This window comes from Mycoplasma bradburyae (assembly GCF_024338845.1).
Lineage (GTDB): Bacteria > Bacillota_I > Bacilli_A > Mycoplasmatales > Mycoplasmoidaceae > Mycoplasmoides > Mycoplasmoides bradburyae.
On sequence record NZ_CP101414.1, the window covers coordinates 655,345 to 673,025 of the forward strand.

The following is a 17,681-nucleotide window of genomic DNA, read 5'->3' on the forward strand; positions in this document are numbered from 1 at the left end:
ATAATTTATATATATTCTAAGATAAAAAAAATTTATTTTTGCTTATTTCTTATTGTATTTTTCGCTAATAAGTTAATTTTTTTTAGTATTTTTTCTTTTATAACCTGCAATTAGTCGTTCTTTAACCTTCTTTTCAATCGCTTCACGTTTAGCTTTCGCTTTCACTTTGTTGATTTGTTGCTTAACTTTTTTCTTATAACCAGGTTGTACTTTTTTAGGCGCTTTATTTAAGATCTTCTTGATTTCTTGAGCAGTTTTATCGTCTAATGTTTTCTTATTAGCAGTCTTTATCAATTCGTATCTTGTTAAGCTTAAATCACGATTAATTTTTAAAGGGATAAAAATAATCTTCTTTTGCTCTAGACGTTTAATGATCGGTTCATCATTAGGATCGTGTAAAACATATGATTCACCTTGATAGATAGATCTTGAAGTTCTTCCTGATCTGTGAATGTATCAGATGTCATCTTTAGGTAAGTTTCATGAAATTACGTGTGAAACTCCCTGAAAGTCCATTCCGCGAGAAGACAGATCAGATACGATTCCATATTTTACAACTTGATTCTTAATTAAGTTGAACTGTTGTTTTCTTTGTCTTGAATCAAGTTTTCCATGTAAAACTGCGTAAGGAATTTTTTGAACTTCAAACCAGTTTTTTATCTCGTCTATGTCACTGATCTTATTAACGAATATTAAACATAGATAAGGATCAATATTCTTAATAATCGCATGTAAAGAATCTAATTTATCTAGACTCTTGTTTTTAATTAAATAGTGTTTAATATTTTCATGAACTCAGATCGAACCCGAAACATTAATAGGCGTAGCATTCTTGATAAAACGTTTAATCTTATTGATTAAGTCTTCGTGTAAAGTGGCGCTAAACGCTGTAATCACTAACTTGTTATTAGCATTACTTAAATATTCCTGAGTGTTGATCAGATCATTAATAAACCCTTGATCAATCAACATATCAATTTCATCATAAACAAGATATTTAGTTGATGTTAGATTTCAATTCACCTTATGGTTTAATGCTTCATTAAACCGTTTAGGTGTTGAGATTAAAATGTGTGGCGGGTTGTTTTTAATATTAATAATTTGTTTATCAAATTCAGCCCCCCCAACAAAAGAACGAACCTTGATTGTGTTGTTGTTTTTGATGAATTTATCTAATACATTTTTAATTTGGTTACCAAGTTCTCTTGTAGGAACAATGATAACTGCTTGAATTAGATTTAGTTCTGGATCTAAATTTTGTAAGATCGGTAATAAAAATGCTAATGTTTTACCAGTTCCTGTTGGAGCAACACCAATAATATTTTTATTGTCAATTATTGGTGGTATTGCTTCTTTTTGAATTTTGGTAGGTTCATTAATCTTTAGTTGTTCTAAGGTTTTTTGAATAAAATCTTTTCAATTATATATCTTGTTCATAGCTTATATTTTAAAAAATAAAAAATAAGAAGTTCGGACTAAAACTTCTTATTTTGGTAATCTAATCTATTGATAAGAATTATTTCTTAGCAGTATTTTTTACTGGAGTTAGGTTGTAGAAAGTTTTATTACCTAAGTATTTACATTCTTTGTCTAATTCGATTTCGATCGCTAATAATCTGTTGTATTTAGCAATTCTTTCTGAACGAGACATAGATCCAGTTTTAATTTGGCCTGTGCTTAAAGCAACAGCTAAATCTGAAATAAATGAGTCTTCAGTTTCACCAGATCTGTGCGATACAACAGCTGTTCAGTTAGCTTTTTTAGCAATGTTAATAGTTGAGATAGTTTCAGTTAAAGTACCGATTTGGTTTAATTTAATTAAAACTGAGTTAGTAGCTGATAATGAAACACCTTTAGCAGCTAATTCAGGATTTGTACAATAAGTGTCATCTCCAACGATTTGAACTTTCTTACCAATTCTTTCAGTAAGTAATTTCATACCATCTCAGTCGTTTTCATCTAAACCATCTTCGATTGAAATAATAGGATATTTGTTAGTTAATTCTTCTAAGTAATCAACTAATTGTTCAGTAGTTTTAGTACCTTTTTCTTCAGTTAAGATGCCAGCTTTAACAGCTTTTTTGAAAACGTAAGCTTTCTTTTCGCTGTTGTAGAATTCACTAGCAGCACAGTCAAGAGCAAAAGCCACATCTTTACCTAAAGTATAGCCCGCTTCAGTAACTGCTTGACTCATTAAATCTAAAGCTTCTTCAGCTGATTTTAAGTTAGGCGCAAAACCACCTTCGTCACCTTTGTTAGTATTCAATTTCTTAGACTTAAGAATTTTTTGTAATGAATGGAAAACTTCACTAGCAATTTGTAATGCTTTAGCCATAGTTTTAGCACCTACTGGCATAATCATAAATTCTTGGAAGTCAATTGTGTTATCAGCATGTGCTCCACCGTTAATAACGTTTAACATTGGAACTGGTAAGATGAATTCAGCTGATTTGATTTTAGCAACTTTTTTAGCAATGTATTTGTATAAAGGTAATTTTAATGATTCAGCAGCAGCTCTACAAATCGCCATTGAAACTGCTAAGATAGCATTAGCACCTAATTTTGATTTAGTACTAGTACCATCGATTCGAATCATTTCTTCATCGATTTCTTTTTGTAATGAAGCATCACATCCAATAATAGCTGGAGCAATTTTTTTATTAATGTTGTTAACAGCTTTACTAACACCTTTTCCGTGGTATTTAGTTCCACCATCTCTTAATTCTAAAGCTTCTTTTTCCCCTGTTGAAGCTCCAGATGGAACCATTGCTAATCCTTTAGACCCATCGTTAAGGATTACTTCACAAGCAACTGTCGGGAATCCTCTTGAGTCAAATACTTGGTAAGCAAAAACACTCTTAATTTCTAATTTTTTGTTTTTGCTAGTACTGTTGTTTTTTGCCATTTTATTATTTTCTTCTTTTTTTATATTCTTTTATATATTTATTTTATAAAAATATAAAAGCAAAAACAAATAAATTAAAAAGAACCAAAAAAAATTTTAGTTTTTGTAATCTTCTATTTTTAAAATTGACATTAATAATAAAAATAAAGAGCGAATTATTTTGCTCTTTATTTTTTTACATTCTTCAATAACTCTTTTAATAGTTTTGAATCTTTTTCTTGTTGGTTATCAACGCCTATTCCTACTGGTAAATCATCATCGTTGTTTTGTTGGTTGTTATTGTTTGGGTTTGGTGTTGCAAACGGCGTTTTGAATTTAAAGATATTCTTATAAAGATCACCAGGGTTTATATTATTAGTGTTTGTTTGTTGAGAAGAATTAACTGATTGCGTTTGATTATTAGCTTGATTTTGTCCATCAAATGATTTAGTTGGTGTATTGATTTTTTTAATAATATCTTTCAAGCTTGATGTTGGGTTAATGTTGTTATTAACTTCTTGAGAATTTATTGTTTGTTGTGCTGGTGTTGGATTAACATTAAAACTTTGGGTATTATTAACATTAACATTATGAGTTTGATTAATATTATTTTGATTAGGGTATGTTTGTGTATAAGCTTGAGTTGATTTGGTATCTGGATTAGGATTAATGCTGTTGTTAGCATACATTTTTTTGAATAAAGAATCTAGATTAGGATTAGTTGCAGGTTGCGGTGTTTGTTGAGTTGTTTGGTTGTTATTTATCGAATCATTAACATTGTTTTGGTCAATATTAATATTCTCTTTAACATTAGGTTTAGTTACTTTTTGCTTAATAACTTCAACAACTTTTTCATTAAGTTCTTCTTCTTGTTCATTAAGAATCGTCAACTTATTTTTATCTTCTTTAGCTTTTAGTTTTTCTTGTAAAACTAATTCTTTAACCAACGGTCTGATTGCTCTTGTGATCTTATAAAAAGAAGTAAATACATGGTATTGAACAACAAACACACTGTATATTAATAAGCTAGCTAATAATAAAGTCGGTGATAATGTAAAGAAGATTCCAAGAATTGCACTTAATAAAGTTTTTTGACTGATAATTGCTCCTTGGTTAATTTCATCAAAAAACTTTCCGGTCGGTACTGTGCGATTGTATAGTTTATTGAAATTAGCATACACCCCAAAACCTGAAACGATAAATAATAATGACAAGGATAAACAAATTAAAACGATTGCATTAATAAAATTAAAACTTCGTTTAATTAATTTAATCGGCGTGATGACCTTTTTAAAATTTAATAAGTAATTACACCTAAGAACAAAGCCAATTTCACAAATTAATGTCGTTAATGATAATACAAAAAAAGCTAAGTTGACACTCCAGCCATTATTAACTTTATCTAACATCATAGATGTATCAACACTATTGTTTATATCAGTATTATTAAATGCTGATCAAACAATATAAAAAACATTACAAGCTAAAACTAATACAAAAAATGCTGTAAAAGTAAGAAAAACAAAACTACTTAGCGATAAGGATAATTGTTTTTTATTTAAAGATCAATGTACCTTTAAATCACCCTTTTTAACATAAGCTATGTAGTTAGTTAATGTTTCGAATGTTGCTTTATTATTATCATTAACCATATAATTAATATTATTATTATATTAATATTTGTTTAGTAATAGATTAAAGAAAATTAAAAATGACTCAATCAAATTGTATTTTTTGCAAAATTATCAACAAAGAAATTGAAGCTAATATTGTTTGCGAAAATGAATTAGCAATCGCTTTTCTAGATGCTTTTCCTGTGTCTAATGGTCATACATTAGTTATTCCCAAAGCTCATCACAAGGATTTTTCAAGCACACCTAATGAAGATATGCACGCAGTAACTGATCTAGCTCAAGAAGTAATTAAGATCCTAAAAAAATCTAGTTTAGATGTTTATGGATTTAATTATGTATCTAATGAAGGATCAATAGCTGGTCAAGAAGTATTTCATTATCACCTTCATATTATACCTAAGTATGCCGCTAAAGAAGGATTTGGCTTTAAGACTAATAAAGTAAATATCTTAGATCTTAAAGAAGTAATGGAAAAGATTAAAAACTAAAGCTCACTTAAACCAGCTGATGGTTTGGTACTATCTGTTTTTTTAATAGAAGATGATGAATCATCTTCTATTTTATTTTTATCATTACCATCATCAATACCAATGATTACAGGTTTATCATCACTATTAACAGGTTTGATTGTATTGTCAGTGTTATTTTTTCTTTTTTCAAGATCTAGTTCAATATAAAATCTTGATAAGCGAATAATTGTAAAAGCGATTATTGAGATAAAACCTACAACAGCAATTGAACCATAAATTAACCCTTTGGTTATATTAAAGTTCTCAATAATCTCATTAGCATTAAGTTTATCAGCTTTATTAGAATAAAAAACGCCCAAGACAACTAATAACATTCCAATCATCAAATTAGCTAGTGTAATTGAAATACCTGCGATATAAAGCTTGGTGTATTTCTTATCGTAATGGAATTTTTTATAAGGGAAGTCTTTGCTAAAGTATTTAATGTCTAAAGCAATAAAACTAACTCCAATCAAACCGCCAATTAAAGCAATAATGATCATTAATTCAGGTTTGATTGATGTTGTTTGATTGTTTATCGGATCGATGATCTTGATAATCAAAACATTAACAATAAAACCCAAAAAAATAAAAATATTAGCCAAAAAAGTAATGTAATGATTTCTTCATTTACGTAGTTTCATCTTATAAAATCTTGTTAAGAACTGCTGTTATTAAATTGATACTACTAAGATCACCATATTCTTGCATCAACTTAGTTGCTTGAGATATCAATATTGCTTTTTGAGTTTTAACCGTTTTAGCTTCAGTAATAATCAAATTAAACAAAGCTTTGATCATATAATCAAGACGATTTCAACTTCAGGTTTGTTTTAAATGAGTTGATACCAATGATGGGATCTGATTAATATAACCTGTTCAGTTATTTAAAAACGTTTGATCATCTTGATCTTCTAATTGGTTAATTTTATCGTAGATTTGTTCTAGATTAAGGTCTAATAATAAAGCTTGATAAATAAAAGTTAAACGATCATATCTAATCCGATATTGTGATCTTTTATTGGTTTGATTAGCCATTAGAATTTTTGAATAAAGTTTATTGAAGTTAATACTAAGCCTAATTCAACATTAATCGCATTAATAATTTGGTTAGATAAATTCTTAATGAAGTCGTTATCGTATTTCTTCTTAAGATACTTAACATAAATATTAATCTGAGCATTAGTATCATCATAAAAGTGATACAAATCAACTTTTAATAATTCAATCAATTTGTTATTTTCAAGATAAGAATCAATTTTGTTCTTAATATATTTTAAAAAGGCTTTATCAGTTATCTTGATACTACCAAATTTGTTATATACAAGACTTCTTGTATTAGTTAGCTCTTGAGACATATTTTCCGTCAATTGTTGATACGATTACTTTTTCTTTAGATTTAATGAATTGAGGAACTTCAATTACATAACCAGTTATTAATGTTGCTTTTTTCAAAGCGTTATTAACACTATTACCTTGAACTGCATCCTCTGCGTATTCGATTTCTACTACTACTTGGTCAGGTAAATTAACCCCAAGGATTTCGTCTTCATAACGCATAATTGATACTTCAGTGCCTTCGCTAATAAAGTTCTTTTCGTATTCTAGTAACTTACTAGGTACTTCTACTTGTTCGTATGTTTCATTGTTCATGAAAACAAAGCTGTTTTGATCTTGATAAACAAAAGACATCTTTTGTTTTTCAATTGTTGCTTGTTCAAGTTTCATACCAGTCATTACTTCAGTAGTAATAGCTCCAGTACGTAAGTTTTTAACTTTACATTTAACAATCCCTTCGCGCATTGCGGTTTTGTTAAATGAGTTTTCAATAACTAAATATATTTGGTCATTTAAAAAAATTGTGTGACCACTTCTTAAGTCTTTTGCGTGAATAATTGATGCCATAATTGTTTATGAAATTTTAATATATTGAAATCAGAACAAATTTATTTTATTTGATATATAAAATTTAGTGAGAAAGGAAAATAAATTATTATGCTAATTAAAAATGAATGTAAATGTGATTGCATAACAACTAAAAAATGCATTTGTGAAGACAAATGTGCTTGCGAAGGTTGTCCTTGCACTAAATAATTAATTCAATTAAATAACTAAAAGATTAATTTAAATAGAAAAGTAGCCCTTAATGAGTGTTGGGCTACTTTTTTAATAGATTTAGTTATTTAATGGCGGAAGCAGTGGGATTCGAACCCACGCACCATTGCTGATCTAACACCTTAGCAGGGTGTCCTCTTAACCACTTGAGTATGCTCCCAAACGTTTTATCTTTGAAATTATAACATTTTCTAAGATAAACTGAAAGAAAGAATAATAGAAATTAAAAATAAAATTCCATATATCAGAAAAGTTATGTAAAAAACTTTAAATGAAGCCTTATTCTTTTCTTTTGCGTAAGTTAAATAATCTTCATACGTCTTGATATAGTTACTAGCATTATCATGATCATATAAGAAATCTTTCTTTTCACGTTGTTTTTTTAAACTTAAAAAAATTCCCAGTTTTTTAAATTTAAACTTTAACATCATAAAGATATTTTGTCGATTGATAAAACCGATTGCATGGAATAAAAAACCGATTCCGCTTGAAATTGTCACTGCGTCAAGGATTTGGGTTTTTTTAGAAACTCCAAAACCCCGATTAACAAATAATAAAACAAATAAAACTACAATAACGACAATTAAACAAAAACAAAAACCAAATCAACCCTTAGAGTATTTTAGGTTGTTTTGGTTAATTGTATTGTTTATCTTTTGATCGGTTAAATCGTTTTTATTTAATTTATTAATGTAACTATTTGAATAGTTGCTATAACCTGTCTTTAGCGGTTTTGATTTACCCATAAATCAAATTGTTCTTTCGTGCAGAAAACTTCGTGATTATCAGATACTTTGAAGTATGATGGTTTGTTAATAACTGAGTAATCTTTATTGTAATTAAATCCTTCATCAAATGAAGCTAGATCTAGGTGAATGTTTGATAACTTAGGAGAAGCTTTCATTAATGATTTAGTATATGGATGGATTGGGTTTTTAAAGATTTTATCAACACTACCGCGCTCAAGAATTCTACCTCTGTGCATGATGATAACATTGTTACATGCATAATTAACCATCGATAGATCGTGAGCAATGAATAAAAAGGTAACGCCATGTTTTTCAACCATCTCTTTCATAATATTAACGATCTGAGCTTGGATTGATACATCAAGCGCTGAAATCGGTTCGTCTGCGATTACAATCTTTGGATCGGTAATTAATGCTCTAGCAATCACAATTCTTTGACGCTGACCACCTGAAAATTCGTGTGGGTATCTGTATGCGTGTTCTGGCTTTAAACCAACCTGACTAAGCGCGTCAAACACTTTATCACGGATTAAAATTGATCTTAAAGGGAATAAATAAATTCAATTTAATCATTTAGGTAATTTTAAAAATAGATTGCGATAAATATTCTTATCTTTATGAACAATCTTATATTCAAAATCAACTGTATCCATTGATTTTAAACGTAGTTTTATCGCACCCATTAAAAGACTTACATCTTTTGCTTTTCATTTGTTTTGGTTAGCTAAATCGTGGATTTTTTCATTAACTAATTTTGAAAATCTAAATTTAGTTTTTCTGTAGTCTTCACGAAGTTTTTTAACTTCTTCTGATAAGTATTCGCGCTTAGATAATACTTCTGGTAATTTGTTTTTGTAATTTTCGATTATTACATCACGTTTAGTTTTCTTATCAAAAGTATTTCTAATCGCTAACTCAACTTCATTAACTTCGTTTTCTTTATTATTTTTTTGATAAGCAGAATAACTCTTCTTAATCTCTTGATCTAGTTGATTGATTTCTTTTTTTAAATGATAAACATCAACATTTTTTTCATTAGCAATCTTTTGTGATTCATCTTTGTGATTGTTAATTTCAGTAATTATCGCTTTAAAATTATTACTAATTGTTGTTTTTCATTCATCAAAACTATTGTTTATGTATTTGTTTTCAACAATAAACTTATTGTTACTCGCAACAACATCAAGATAAACATTAAATTCTTCTAGTCTTGATAAATCTAATTTCTTGTTGATAACTTTGTGAAGTTGTTTAGCAAGATCAAAATAACAATCAGCTTGTTTGTAAAAAATATTAGTTTTTAAAATATCTTTTTTTAATTCAATTGAGTAATTAATAACGATATTTACAAGTGGTTCAAAAATATTTCTAAAGTATTCATTAATCTTTTCAATTAATAAATCCAATTGTTCTTTTTCAAAGTAACGATCATTCTTAATTGAATTAATAATTCTTAATTCAGATTTTTTTCAGAAATAATTAATTCCAGCATAAACATAATCAAGCGGATCATTAGCAAATCTCATCTTATGTTTAAAGTTCTTAACTTCAGATTCAACTGTAGTTAATCAACTTAAAAGTTCAGAAAAGTTTCTAAATAAATAAACTTCGTTAAAGTTATTAATAAGATCTTTAAGTTCTTGTTTTTTATTTTCTTTCTGTTTTTTTAAATCTAATACCTTTTGCGAGTATTTCAGAACTTTTTCTTTTTGTGCTTGTTCTTGTTTAGCTTGATCAAATTCAAGATCTACTTGTTCGTATTGTTTATTATCATAATCCTTAATGAAGTTATATAAAATATTCTTATAATCTGTTAAGTATTTTTTTGATAACTCGATATTGCTCTGAACTTTTTCAGAAATATCGTCCATTAAGAAAACAATTTCTTTATATCCGGTATTAAAGTCATTATTAGATAACTTTAATTCACTTAAAGCTTTAAAACCATCATGATAGTTTTGCGCTAGTTTTTTAAAATAATTCGATTCATATTCATAAGTTAATGAAAACTCTTTATTCTTGAATGAATAATGAAAATACGGACGGATATAAGTTAGTTTTTTATAAAGTTCTTTAGCTTTTTTATGAATCATTTTATTGATCATAATCGGCTCAGAAACTAACTTTAAAACTGTCTTGATTGGGTTTAGCGAACTCATTGGATCTTGAAAGATCATCTGAGCATTTTGATGTAATCAAGATTTATCAGATCTTGAAATCTTTTTATTACCAATTAATCGACCATCAAGATTAATTGAACCTCCGCTAGCTTTATTAAGTCTAACTAAAGTTTTACCAATTGTTGATTTACCACTACCAGATTCACCAATGATTCCAAAAAAGTCACCTTTATTAACTTTAAATGAAACGTTATTAACAGCAGTAAAATGCGAACCTCTAGAGTTGAAAACAACTGATAAATCAGCTACATCTAATAAAGTTTGTTGTTCGTTATTATCTTTTTTAGGATTCATTTTATTGTTTCTCCCTGGTATCGAATACGTTGAATATTACTTCTGGAGTTTTTTCTTCTATTGGTTGTTTTTCTAGTTTAGCTAAAGATTGTTTATAGATTTCAATCTTTTGCTTAACTAAATCTGGTAATTGAACCTTAGGCGCGTCTGGGTGAAGTAATCAAGTAGCTGCTTTATGTGTTTTAGTGATTTCAACTAACGGAGGTTGTTGGTTGAAATCAAGTTTTGTTGCATATTCATTTCTAGCAGCAAACGCATCACCTTTAGGTGGAGAAATCAAGTTTGGCGCTGAACCTGGAATTGATTTTAATTTACCTTCAATTCCTTCATCTGGAATTGAAGAAATTAACGCTCAAGTATATGGATGTCTAGGATCTAAGAAGATATCGTCAATATTACCTTGCTCAACAATCTTTCCAGCATACATCACATAAATATACTCACAGAAGTTAGCCACTAAAGCAATGTTATGAGAGATAAAGATAACAGTAACTTTATAAACTTGATTAATCTTTTTAATCAAGTCTAGAACCTTAGCTTGGATTGTTACATCTAAAGCTGTAGTTGGTTCATCTGCAATAATTAATTTAGGTCTTGAAGCAATTGCGATTCCGATAACAATTCTTTGTCTCATTCCCCCTGAGAATTCATGAGGATAGGCATTAACTTTGTTTTTAATATCATTAATACCAATGAATTCAAGGATTTGATAAATCTTAGCTTTAATAGCTTTAGCGCTCTTTTCATTTTTATAAGCAGCTTTAGCTTTATCAAGCTTATTATTATAATCAGTTTTTAATCCATCAAGTTTTTTTAATAGTTCGTTACTAGAAGGTTGTTTATCTAGCTCTTGATCTAGTTTTTGTTTTTCTTCTAAATACTTTTCTTTAATCTCTAAAACTTCTTGACGGTATTTTCTTTTTTCAGCAATTACTAATGCTTCTTTAATTTGCGCACCAATCTTTTTAGTTGGATTAAGTGATAACAAAGGATCCTGAGGAATATAAGTAACATACTCCCCACGTAAACTAGATCAATCTCGGTTTTTAATCTTACTGATATCAATATCATCAAGATTAAGGTTATCAGCAACAGTTTTGGAATTATCATTAAAACCAATTAAGGATTTAACACATACAGATTTACCGCTACCAGATTCACCAATAATACCTATGATCTGACCTTTTCTTGCTGAGATATTAACACCTCTTACAGCTTGAAGCATACCATCTTTGGTTTTAAAAGAAACATTTAAATTTCTTATATCAAGCATGAAGTTTTCTTTTAGTTTCTTATCTTCGTTGGTTATTAAATAACGTTTTTTTAATTGCATTATTTTCTACCTATAATTCTTGGGTCTACTGCGTCATTAATTGCGTTAGCAATGATTTGTAATGAAATCGTAAATAACGAGAAGATAATGATCGGTGGTAATGATATATGTAATAAATCAGACGAGATGTTTTGGTAAGTCGAAGATAAGATTGTTCCTAATGATAAATCTTGAGATGATTTTAATCCTAGGAATACTAAACCTGAGTCTACAAAGATAGCTACCGGAATAAAGTTTACGAACATTACAGATAACCTACCTGAGATATTAGGAATCATATGAACAAAGATGATTCTTCATTGACTAGCACCTAATGTTCTAGCTGCTTGAATATATTCCGCGTCTTTTGTTTTAACGATGTAAATTCTTGTAATTCTAGCTGGACCAGTTCAGTATAGAGAGATTAAAGCAGCATTTAATGAAGCTAGACTTAAATTACCTCCAACATTACCATCAGAACCAACAAAGATTTGCGCAAGAATAATAATCAAGATTATTGTTGGTAACCCGCTAATGATTTCAACAATTCGCATCATAACTGTATCTACTCATTTACCAGCAAAACTACCAGAAATAGAACCATAGATTACTCCAATGATTGTCGCAAATACAGAAACTATTAAAGCAGAACCTAATGATGTTTGAATTGCTTTTCATAAGTTAGTTCAAACATCAACACCACCTTGAGTAGTACCAAAGATCGGATAAATATTTCTTAATTGTTCTAGATCATAAGGATGATAAGTAATTTGAACTATACCATTACCAACATCTTTTTGATCAACAATTACACCATCATACATATATAAGAATACACTTGGTATTCTAGCGATCTTAGTAGGATTTAAACCAAAGATTCTTGGTGGTAGATTGAAAAAAACATCATCAATTCCAATCGGATTGATCGGATCATAAGGTGAAGCTATCGGAGCAATTATTGATAATAAAATCAAGATAATTAAAAACACCGTAAATACAGCTGCTGCTGGGTTTTTAAAAAATCTCTTAATAATATCAACTATATAGTTGCTTGGTTTACCAATTACTTGACTTTGTTTATTTAACTGTTCATTAACATCAACTCGTTCGAACAATTCTTTATCAAATTGATATTTTGCGCCTAATTCTTGTATTGTCATCTTTTCTTATTAACCTAGCGCTTTCTCTAATATGTAGATCTTCTTATTTAAAATAATGTATTCAACATTATTTGGTAAATTAAACTTCTTGTTATCTACAAAAACTTTAGTTTTAGATAAGTCATTATTTTCTTTAATAGATTCTATTAAAGAACTATCCTTATCTTCTGACAAAACATAAGCATTTGATTCATTAACCATAGCTCATAGTTTTTTATTTTTATTTCTAGCAATACTGTTAGCAATTCATTTAACAAAGATAAACGAATTACCTTCTGCTAGCCTTATTCTTGGATCTACTAATGTGTAGATAACATCTAATACGATTTGCAATAAGAATGATAATGAAGAGAAGAATAAAACTTGGAATGCTAGCATATTCACTTCATTTTTTTGGATTGCGTCAACTAGAATTGAAGCAGTACCTGGAACACTATAGAATGTTTCGATAACAAATGAAGATGAAATTAATCCTAGTAATGACGGAACTATAATCGATAAAATTGGGATTGATGCATTTCTTAGTGCGTGTTTGAAAATAATCGCACAATTAGTAAGTCCTTTTGATTTAGCAGTTTTTATATAGTCTTGTTGTAAAACTTCAACCATTTCATTTCTCATATAGTAAGTCATACTAGAAAACCCACCTAATGTTAATGAAAGGATTGGTAATACTAATGATGCTCAGAATTTTCCGACTGTGTAATCATTTGATCCAGGAGCTACAAAGCGAAGTGGTAGATCTGAATTTCTAAATATAATTAGTAACAACACAGCAATCACAAAGCTTGGTACTGATATAAAGATAACTGAAACTATGTTTAACACCGTATCGATTATCTTACCACGATAAACTGCTGATAAAACCCCAAAGCTAATACCTAAGATAATTGATATTACAAATGAAATAGAAGATATCAATAAGGTATTAGGAACTTTTTCGAAAAATAATTTACCAATATTAACAGCACCGTTTGAATAGTAAGGTCCTAATGTATGTTCTACGAATAATCCGTAAAGATACTTTCCGTATCTTACGATAATTGGTTCGTTAAAACCTAAAGCAGCTAAGCGTTGGTTAAACGCTTCTTCTGACTCATTTTGACCTGGTATTATCGGTCTGTATGGTAATAAACCTGTTAGTAAATAGGTTATAGTTAAAAGGATGAAAACCGCTAATGCAGCAAAACCTATTCTTTTTAAAATATAAGCTAGCATTATTTATCTTTATTAAATAAGATTAATACAACCAAGGGTCACTTAGTTGTATTCTCTTATTATTTTTAGTTAATTTTTAATTAAAAATTCCATAACAAATTATAACAAACTGTTTTAGTTTGTTTTTATATAAACCATATTAGCTAGTTTTTTTACCAGCCGGCTTGAAGTCTGTGTATGGTCTTCTTAAAACACCACTGTAGCCATTTACTTTAAATGCTTCAGGGAATTTATTATCTCTAGCAGCGATGAATCCATCGTTTAATTGAACATCTTTGAATGTTTTGCTATCAACAAATGTTCTATATGGAATAGAAGTCACTTGGAATGTTGTGTTTTGATCAACGATGTTAATTAGTTTTTGTCAGTTAATTAAGTTAATAATACCAGCACGAACGATTCTTGAGTTATCACTGTTTCATTCTTTGAATATTTTTTTAGTAACAGCATCTTGGTAAGTAGGATTATCAGAACTTGGGTTAGCTGATCATGTAAGGAATGAAGATTGACCAACTGGATCAGCTGCACGAGTTGCTCATAAGAATTCGCTATATTGTGGTTTACCAAAAGCGTCATTTACTTTACTTCTAGGAAGAAGCAATATTGTTGGAGTTGAGTTATCATTTCTGTAAGCGCTATAGATAACATCAACAGTTCTACCTCCATAGTTGTATAGGATTTTTTGAACTGGTTTAGTATTTTGGTAATATCCGTCAGAAAACGCATTTTTGTAATTATTGTTGTATGCGAATGTATATTGGTTAGCTGAGTATCCGTCTAAGTAATAAGAACCAGAATATAGAGAATAATCTAAGTTATCAGCTGTACCTGTTTCATTGATATAACCAAATAATTGATCGAATTTAGTTCCTTGTTTATCAATGTTTATAGATGTTTTACCGTTTTCAGTTATTGATTTAACAGCAATTTGTCCATCAACAGAATCAGATCATCTAGACCCTGTTTTAAATTCAGAGGTAATAGTTGTATTAGAACTATCAGTAGTTTGTGTATTTAATCTAATTTTTCTTACTCTAGAATCTCAGTGAGGTAATGGGCTATTGAATGAGTTAGAGAAGAATTGAATACCAAATGAATAAGGATTTTTTATATAAACTCTATAAGTATCATCATCGTTAGTGAATTTACCTATATCGTAAGCAGGATCTGTAATTTTTGTAGTACCAGCAGTTACTGTAACTTTACCATTTGAATCACCAACAGGATTCATAGTAGTGGTTCCATTAAGCGTTTTTTGAAGATCAATACCTAATTGATCAATTAAGTAACCGTTGTTAGTGTAATTAGTTTGTCTTGCTAATCAGAAAGCTTCTAGCCCTCTTTCAAAGTCTCTAGCAGATAATCTAGCAACCGGCATTCCTGTTTTGTCGGTTCATTTAATATTTTTATCAATTAGTCAGTCATATCTAACTGCCTTTTTATAAGCATCTACTAAGTTTTTATCTTTATCAGGATCAACTATACCCGTTTTTGAAACATAAGCTGTAGAATTTTCTTGTTTTGCTTTTGTTTCTGTTTCTGTTAGTCAATTAGAAGCATTATCACCTGTAACAGGTCTTAAAACAACAGCTAATAATTTATCATCTTTATCATATAATTTTAACCCTTTAGCACCTTCTAATTTGTATGTAGCGTCAAAGTTATATGATCTAGTTTTAGTAGCTTTATCATAATTAATCGCACCTGTAGTTTCAGCTGAAATCAAGTGAACATAAGTTCCAGGATAGTTAACACCACTTCCACCACCAGATGAGAATGATGATTGAAGAGGAAGTTCATTACCATCAGTAGGTTTAGATGTTGTTTCTAATACATATGGTTCTCCTTCAGGACCACTTGAATCTCTGTATAATGTTTCAGAAGATTTTCAGTTAGAACGAATCATTCATTGAGGATTCTTAATTAGAGAATAACTAATTGAAGTATTATCTTGTGATGATGAAGGGATGAAGGAGAATTGGTCATCAAGGAATGAAATTATATATAGTGAATGCTCAGAATCACCTGAAGTTCATTCACCGATGTATTTAGCTATACCATCTTTGTATTCTTGTAGTTTAGTAGGATCAGTCGAAACAACAGTATCAAACTTTTTACCTTTGAATAATTCAAGGTATTTCATATCATCTGAACTAGTTGATGTTTCAGTAGTTGGTTGCATGCTTTCAGTAGTTTCTGTAGAAGAAGAACCAGAAGACATTGAACCAGAAGAAGCATCAGCAGCACCAGTTCCTCCACTAGTCGCATCACCTCCAGAACCAGTTCCGCCGTTGCCGCCAGTTCCACCAGTACTTCCATCACCTTCAACTATTCTAATTGAACTTGATGCTCCAGCACCCATAGTAGCAGGAGTCATAGCAGCAGGAGTCATACCAGCAGTAGCCATACCAGCAGGTACGCTAGCCTTAGGAGCTTGTAATGAAGTTAATCCACTTTCAATAATAGCTCTAGCTAATGAAGCAGAAACAGTAATGAATTTTTCTCCATATTGAGCTTTATATGCTTCTGGATTCTCAGCAATTTTAATTAATCTTTCAATGATTCATTGACTGTTTTTAGCATTACGTCCATCTGTGAATCAAGATTCGATAAATGTACCAACTGCAGCATAGTCTCTACCTCAGAAGAAACTACCTGAAGTTGAGTTACCTTGAGCATAGTGTTCTTGTACAGAAGGATTAATAGCAGATCTTAAAACGTTGTTATATCTAATTAAACCATCCGATAAATTTGATAAAGCTGCAGCTTTGTTATTAAAGAATGTTTGATAGTCATCTGAAGCCTTAGTTATAGATAAGTTTTTATCGATAATTGTTCAAGGTTTTTCTTTAGTAGCCCCTAATTCTTTTAAAGCATTTACAAAGGTTTCTTTGTTTAAAGGGATATCTCTTAAACCATCAGCAGCCTTAATTTTTATATTATTGTTATCATCGAATATATAACCTTTAGCAAAGCTATTGTTCGAAACGTTTGAATAACCAGAACCACAAGAAGCCAATGTACTTGTAGTTATAACAGCAAATGAGAGAGCTGATGCAATTTTTAGGAAACTTCTTTTGTTTTTGTTGTTTCTCATTTTTTAGTCCTTTATATTTTTATAGTTAAATAGTTGATTATATGTTATTGATACCAAAAATAGCAATTACTTTTTTTAAAAGCAATCACTATTCTTATATGTATTTATTAATATATTAATTTATGATTGCTTAATTATTCCGTTATTCTTGGTGGATAAGCAATCTGTTATAAATATTTATTTGGAATTTATTTAAAATTACTCACCCACATCTTTATTCGTTTTATCATTATTAATAGTGTAAATATTAGAAGAGTCAAACATCTTCTTTATAAATATGCTATTAATAGTTCTAAAACTTTTGTTTAGTGATTGGTAAGTTTTTAACATAATATCAAAAACATTATAACACAATAATTTAATTAATAAAGTGAAAAAAATATCAGTCAAATTACTTTGCTCAACTATATTTTTAGTTTTTAAAATCTAGTGATTTTTTATCAAAAAGTAATGTACTCTTAAACAGATAAAAACTATAGATAAACTAATTCAAAATTCATTAGACTATGCAGCAATAAATATTATGCTT

General features: G+C 29.2%; 14 protein-coding genes and 1 tRNA gene. 1 reads left to right on the forward strand and 14 read right to left on the reverse strand.

Annotated elements, in window-relative coordinates; translation table 4 throughout:
• Positions 1-72: 72 nt before the first annotated feature.
• From NMG68_RS02580 to NMG68_RS02590, 3 genes are all read right to left on the reverse strand, one after another.
• Positions 73-1,437 carry a DEAD/DEAH box helicase gene (locus NMG68_RS02580; RefSeq protein WP_255034402.1) on the reverse strand — a complete coding sequence of 455 codons (1,365 nt, stop codon included), beginning with the start codon at positions 1,435-1,437 and terminating at the stop codon, positions 73-75.
• 79 nt (positions 1,438-1,516) lie between these two features.
• Positions 1,517-2,905, reverse strand: a complete 1,389-nt coding sequence (gene eno / locus NMG68_RS02585; RefSeq protein WP_255034403.1) for a phosphopyruvate hydratase — start codon at positions 2,903-2,905, stop codon at positions 1,517-1,519.
• A gap of 167 nt (positions 2,906-3,072) precedes the next feature.
• Complete coding sequence (locus NMG68_RS02590) at positions 3,073-4,536, reverse strand: hypothetical protein (RefSeq protein WP_255034405.1); 1,464 nt, start codon at positions 4,534-4,536, stop codon at positions 3,073-3,075.
• Positions 4,537-4,595: 59 nt separating this feature from the next.
• Here NMG68_RS02590 and NMG68_RS02595 point away from each other — a divergent pair, with 59 nt between their 5' ends.
• The gene (locus tag NMG68_RS02595; RefSeq protein WP_255034406.1) at positions 4,596-5,006 is read left to right on the forward strand and encodes an HIT family protein; all 411 of its coding nucleotides are present in this window, start codon (positions 4,596-4,598) and stop codon (positions 5,004-5,006) included.
• Here NMG68_RS02595 and NMG68_RS02600 read toward each other — a convergent pair.
• The 11 genes from NMG68_RS02600 to NMG68_RS02650 form a co-directional block, all read right to left on the reverse strand.
• The gene (locus tag NMG68_RS02600) at positions 5,003-5,671 is read right to left on the reverse strand and encodes a DUF5453 family protein (RefSeq protein WP_255034407.1); all 669 of its coding nucleotides are present in this window, start codon (positions 5,669-5,671) and stop codon (positions 5,003-5,005) included. The genes NMG68_RS02595 and NMG68_RS02600 overlap by 4 nt on opposite strands.
• Position 5,672: 1 nt before the next feature.
• On the reverse strand, positions 5,673-6,065 hold the full coding sequence (locus NMG68_RS02605; RefSeq protein ID WP_255034408.1) for a transcription antitermination factor NusB: 393 nt from the start codon (positions 6,063-6,065) through the stop codon (positions 5,673-5,675).
• Positions 6,065-6,385 (reverse strand): hypothetical protein, encoded by a 321-nt coding sequence (locus NMG68_RS02610; protein ID WP_255034409.1) that lies wholly within the window; start codon positions 6,383-6,385, stop codon positions 6,065-6,067. Before NMG68_RS02610 ends, NMG68_RS02605 begins: the two co-directional genes overlap by 1 nt.
• A complete protein-coding gene (efp, locus tag NMG68_RS02615; RefSeq protein ID WP_255034410.1) occupies positions 6,366-6,932 on the reverse strand; it encodes an elongation factor P in 567 nt (188 codons plus the stop codon). Before efp ends, NMG68_RS02610 begins: the two co-directional genes overlap by 20 nt.
• Before the next feature lie 282 nt (positions 6,933-7,214).
• Positions 7,215-7,302, reverse strand: a tRNA-Ser gene (locus tag NMG68_RS02620).
• 31 nt (positions 7,303-7,333) lie between these two features.
• The gene (locus tag NMG68_RS02625; RefSeq protein ID WP_255034411.1) at positions 7,334-7,888 is read right to left on the reverse strand and encodes a DUF3899 domain-containing protein; all 555 of its coding nucleotides are present in this window, start codon (positions 7,886-7,888) and stop codon (positions 7,334-7,336) included.
• Positions 7,867-10,365: an ATP-binding cassette domain-containing protein gene (locus NMG68_RS02630; RefSeq protein ID WP_255034412.1), complete on the reverse strand. Its 2,499-nt coding sequence runs from the start codon at positions 10,363-10,365 to the stop codon at positions 7,867-7,869. The genes NMG68_RS02625 and NMG68_RS02630 overlap by 22 nt, the downstream gene beginning before the upstream one ends.
• Before the next feature lies 1 nt (position 10,366).
• Positions 10,367-11,698, reverse strand: coding sequence for an ABC transporter ATP-binding protein (locus tag NMG68_RS02635; protein WP_255034413.1), 1,332 nt, complete (start codon positions 11,696-11,698; stop codon positions 10,367-10,369).
• Positions 11,698-12,837 (reverse strand): ABC transporter permease, encoded by a 1,140-nt coding sequence (locus NMG68_RS02640; protein ID WP_255034414.1) that lies wholly within the window; start codon positions 12,835-12,837, stop codon positions 11,698-11,700. Before NMG68_RS02640 ends, NMG68_RS02635 begins: the two co-directional genes overlap by 1 nt.
• 9 nt (positions 12,838-12,846) lie before the next feature.
• On the reverse strand, positions 12,847-14,055 hold the full coding sequence (locus NMG68_RS02645) for an ABC transporter permease (protein WP_255034415.1): 1,209 nt from the start codon (positions 14,053-14,055) through the stop codon (positions 12,847-12,849).
• Positions 14,056-14,194: 139 nt separating this feature from the next.
• Positions 14,195-17,152 carry an MG321/MPN456 family lipoprotein gene (locus tag NMG68_RS02650; protein WP_255034416.1) on the reverse strand — a complete coding sequence of 986 codons (2,958 nt, stop codon included), beginning with the start codon at positions 17,150-17,152 and terminating at the stop codon, positions 14,195-14,197.
• Positions 17,153-17,681: the final 529 nt, after the last annotated feature.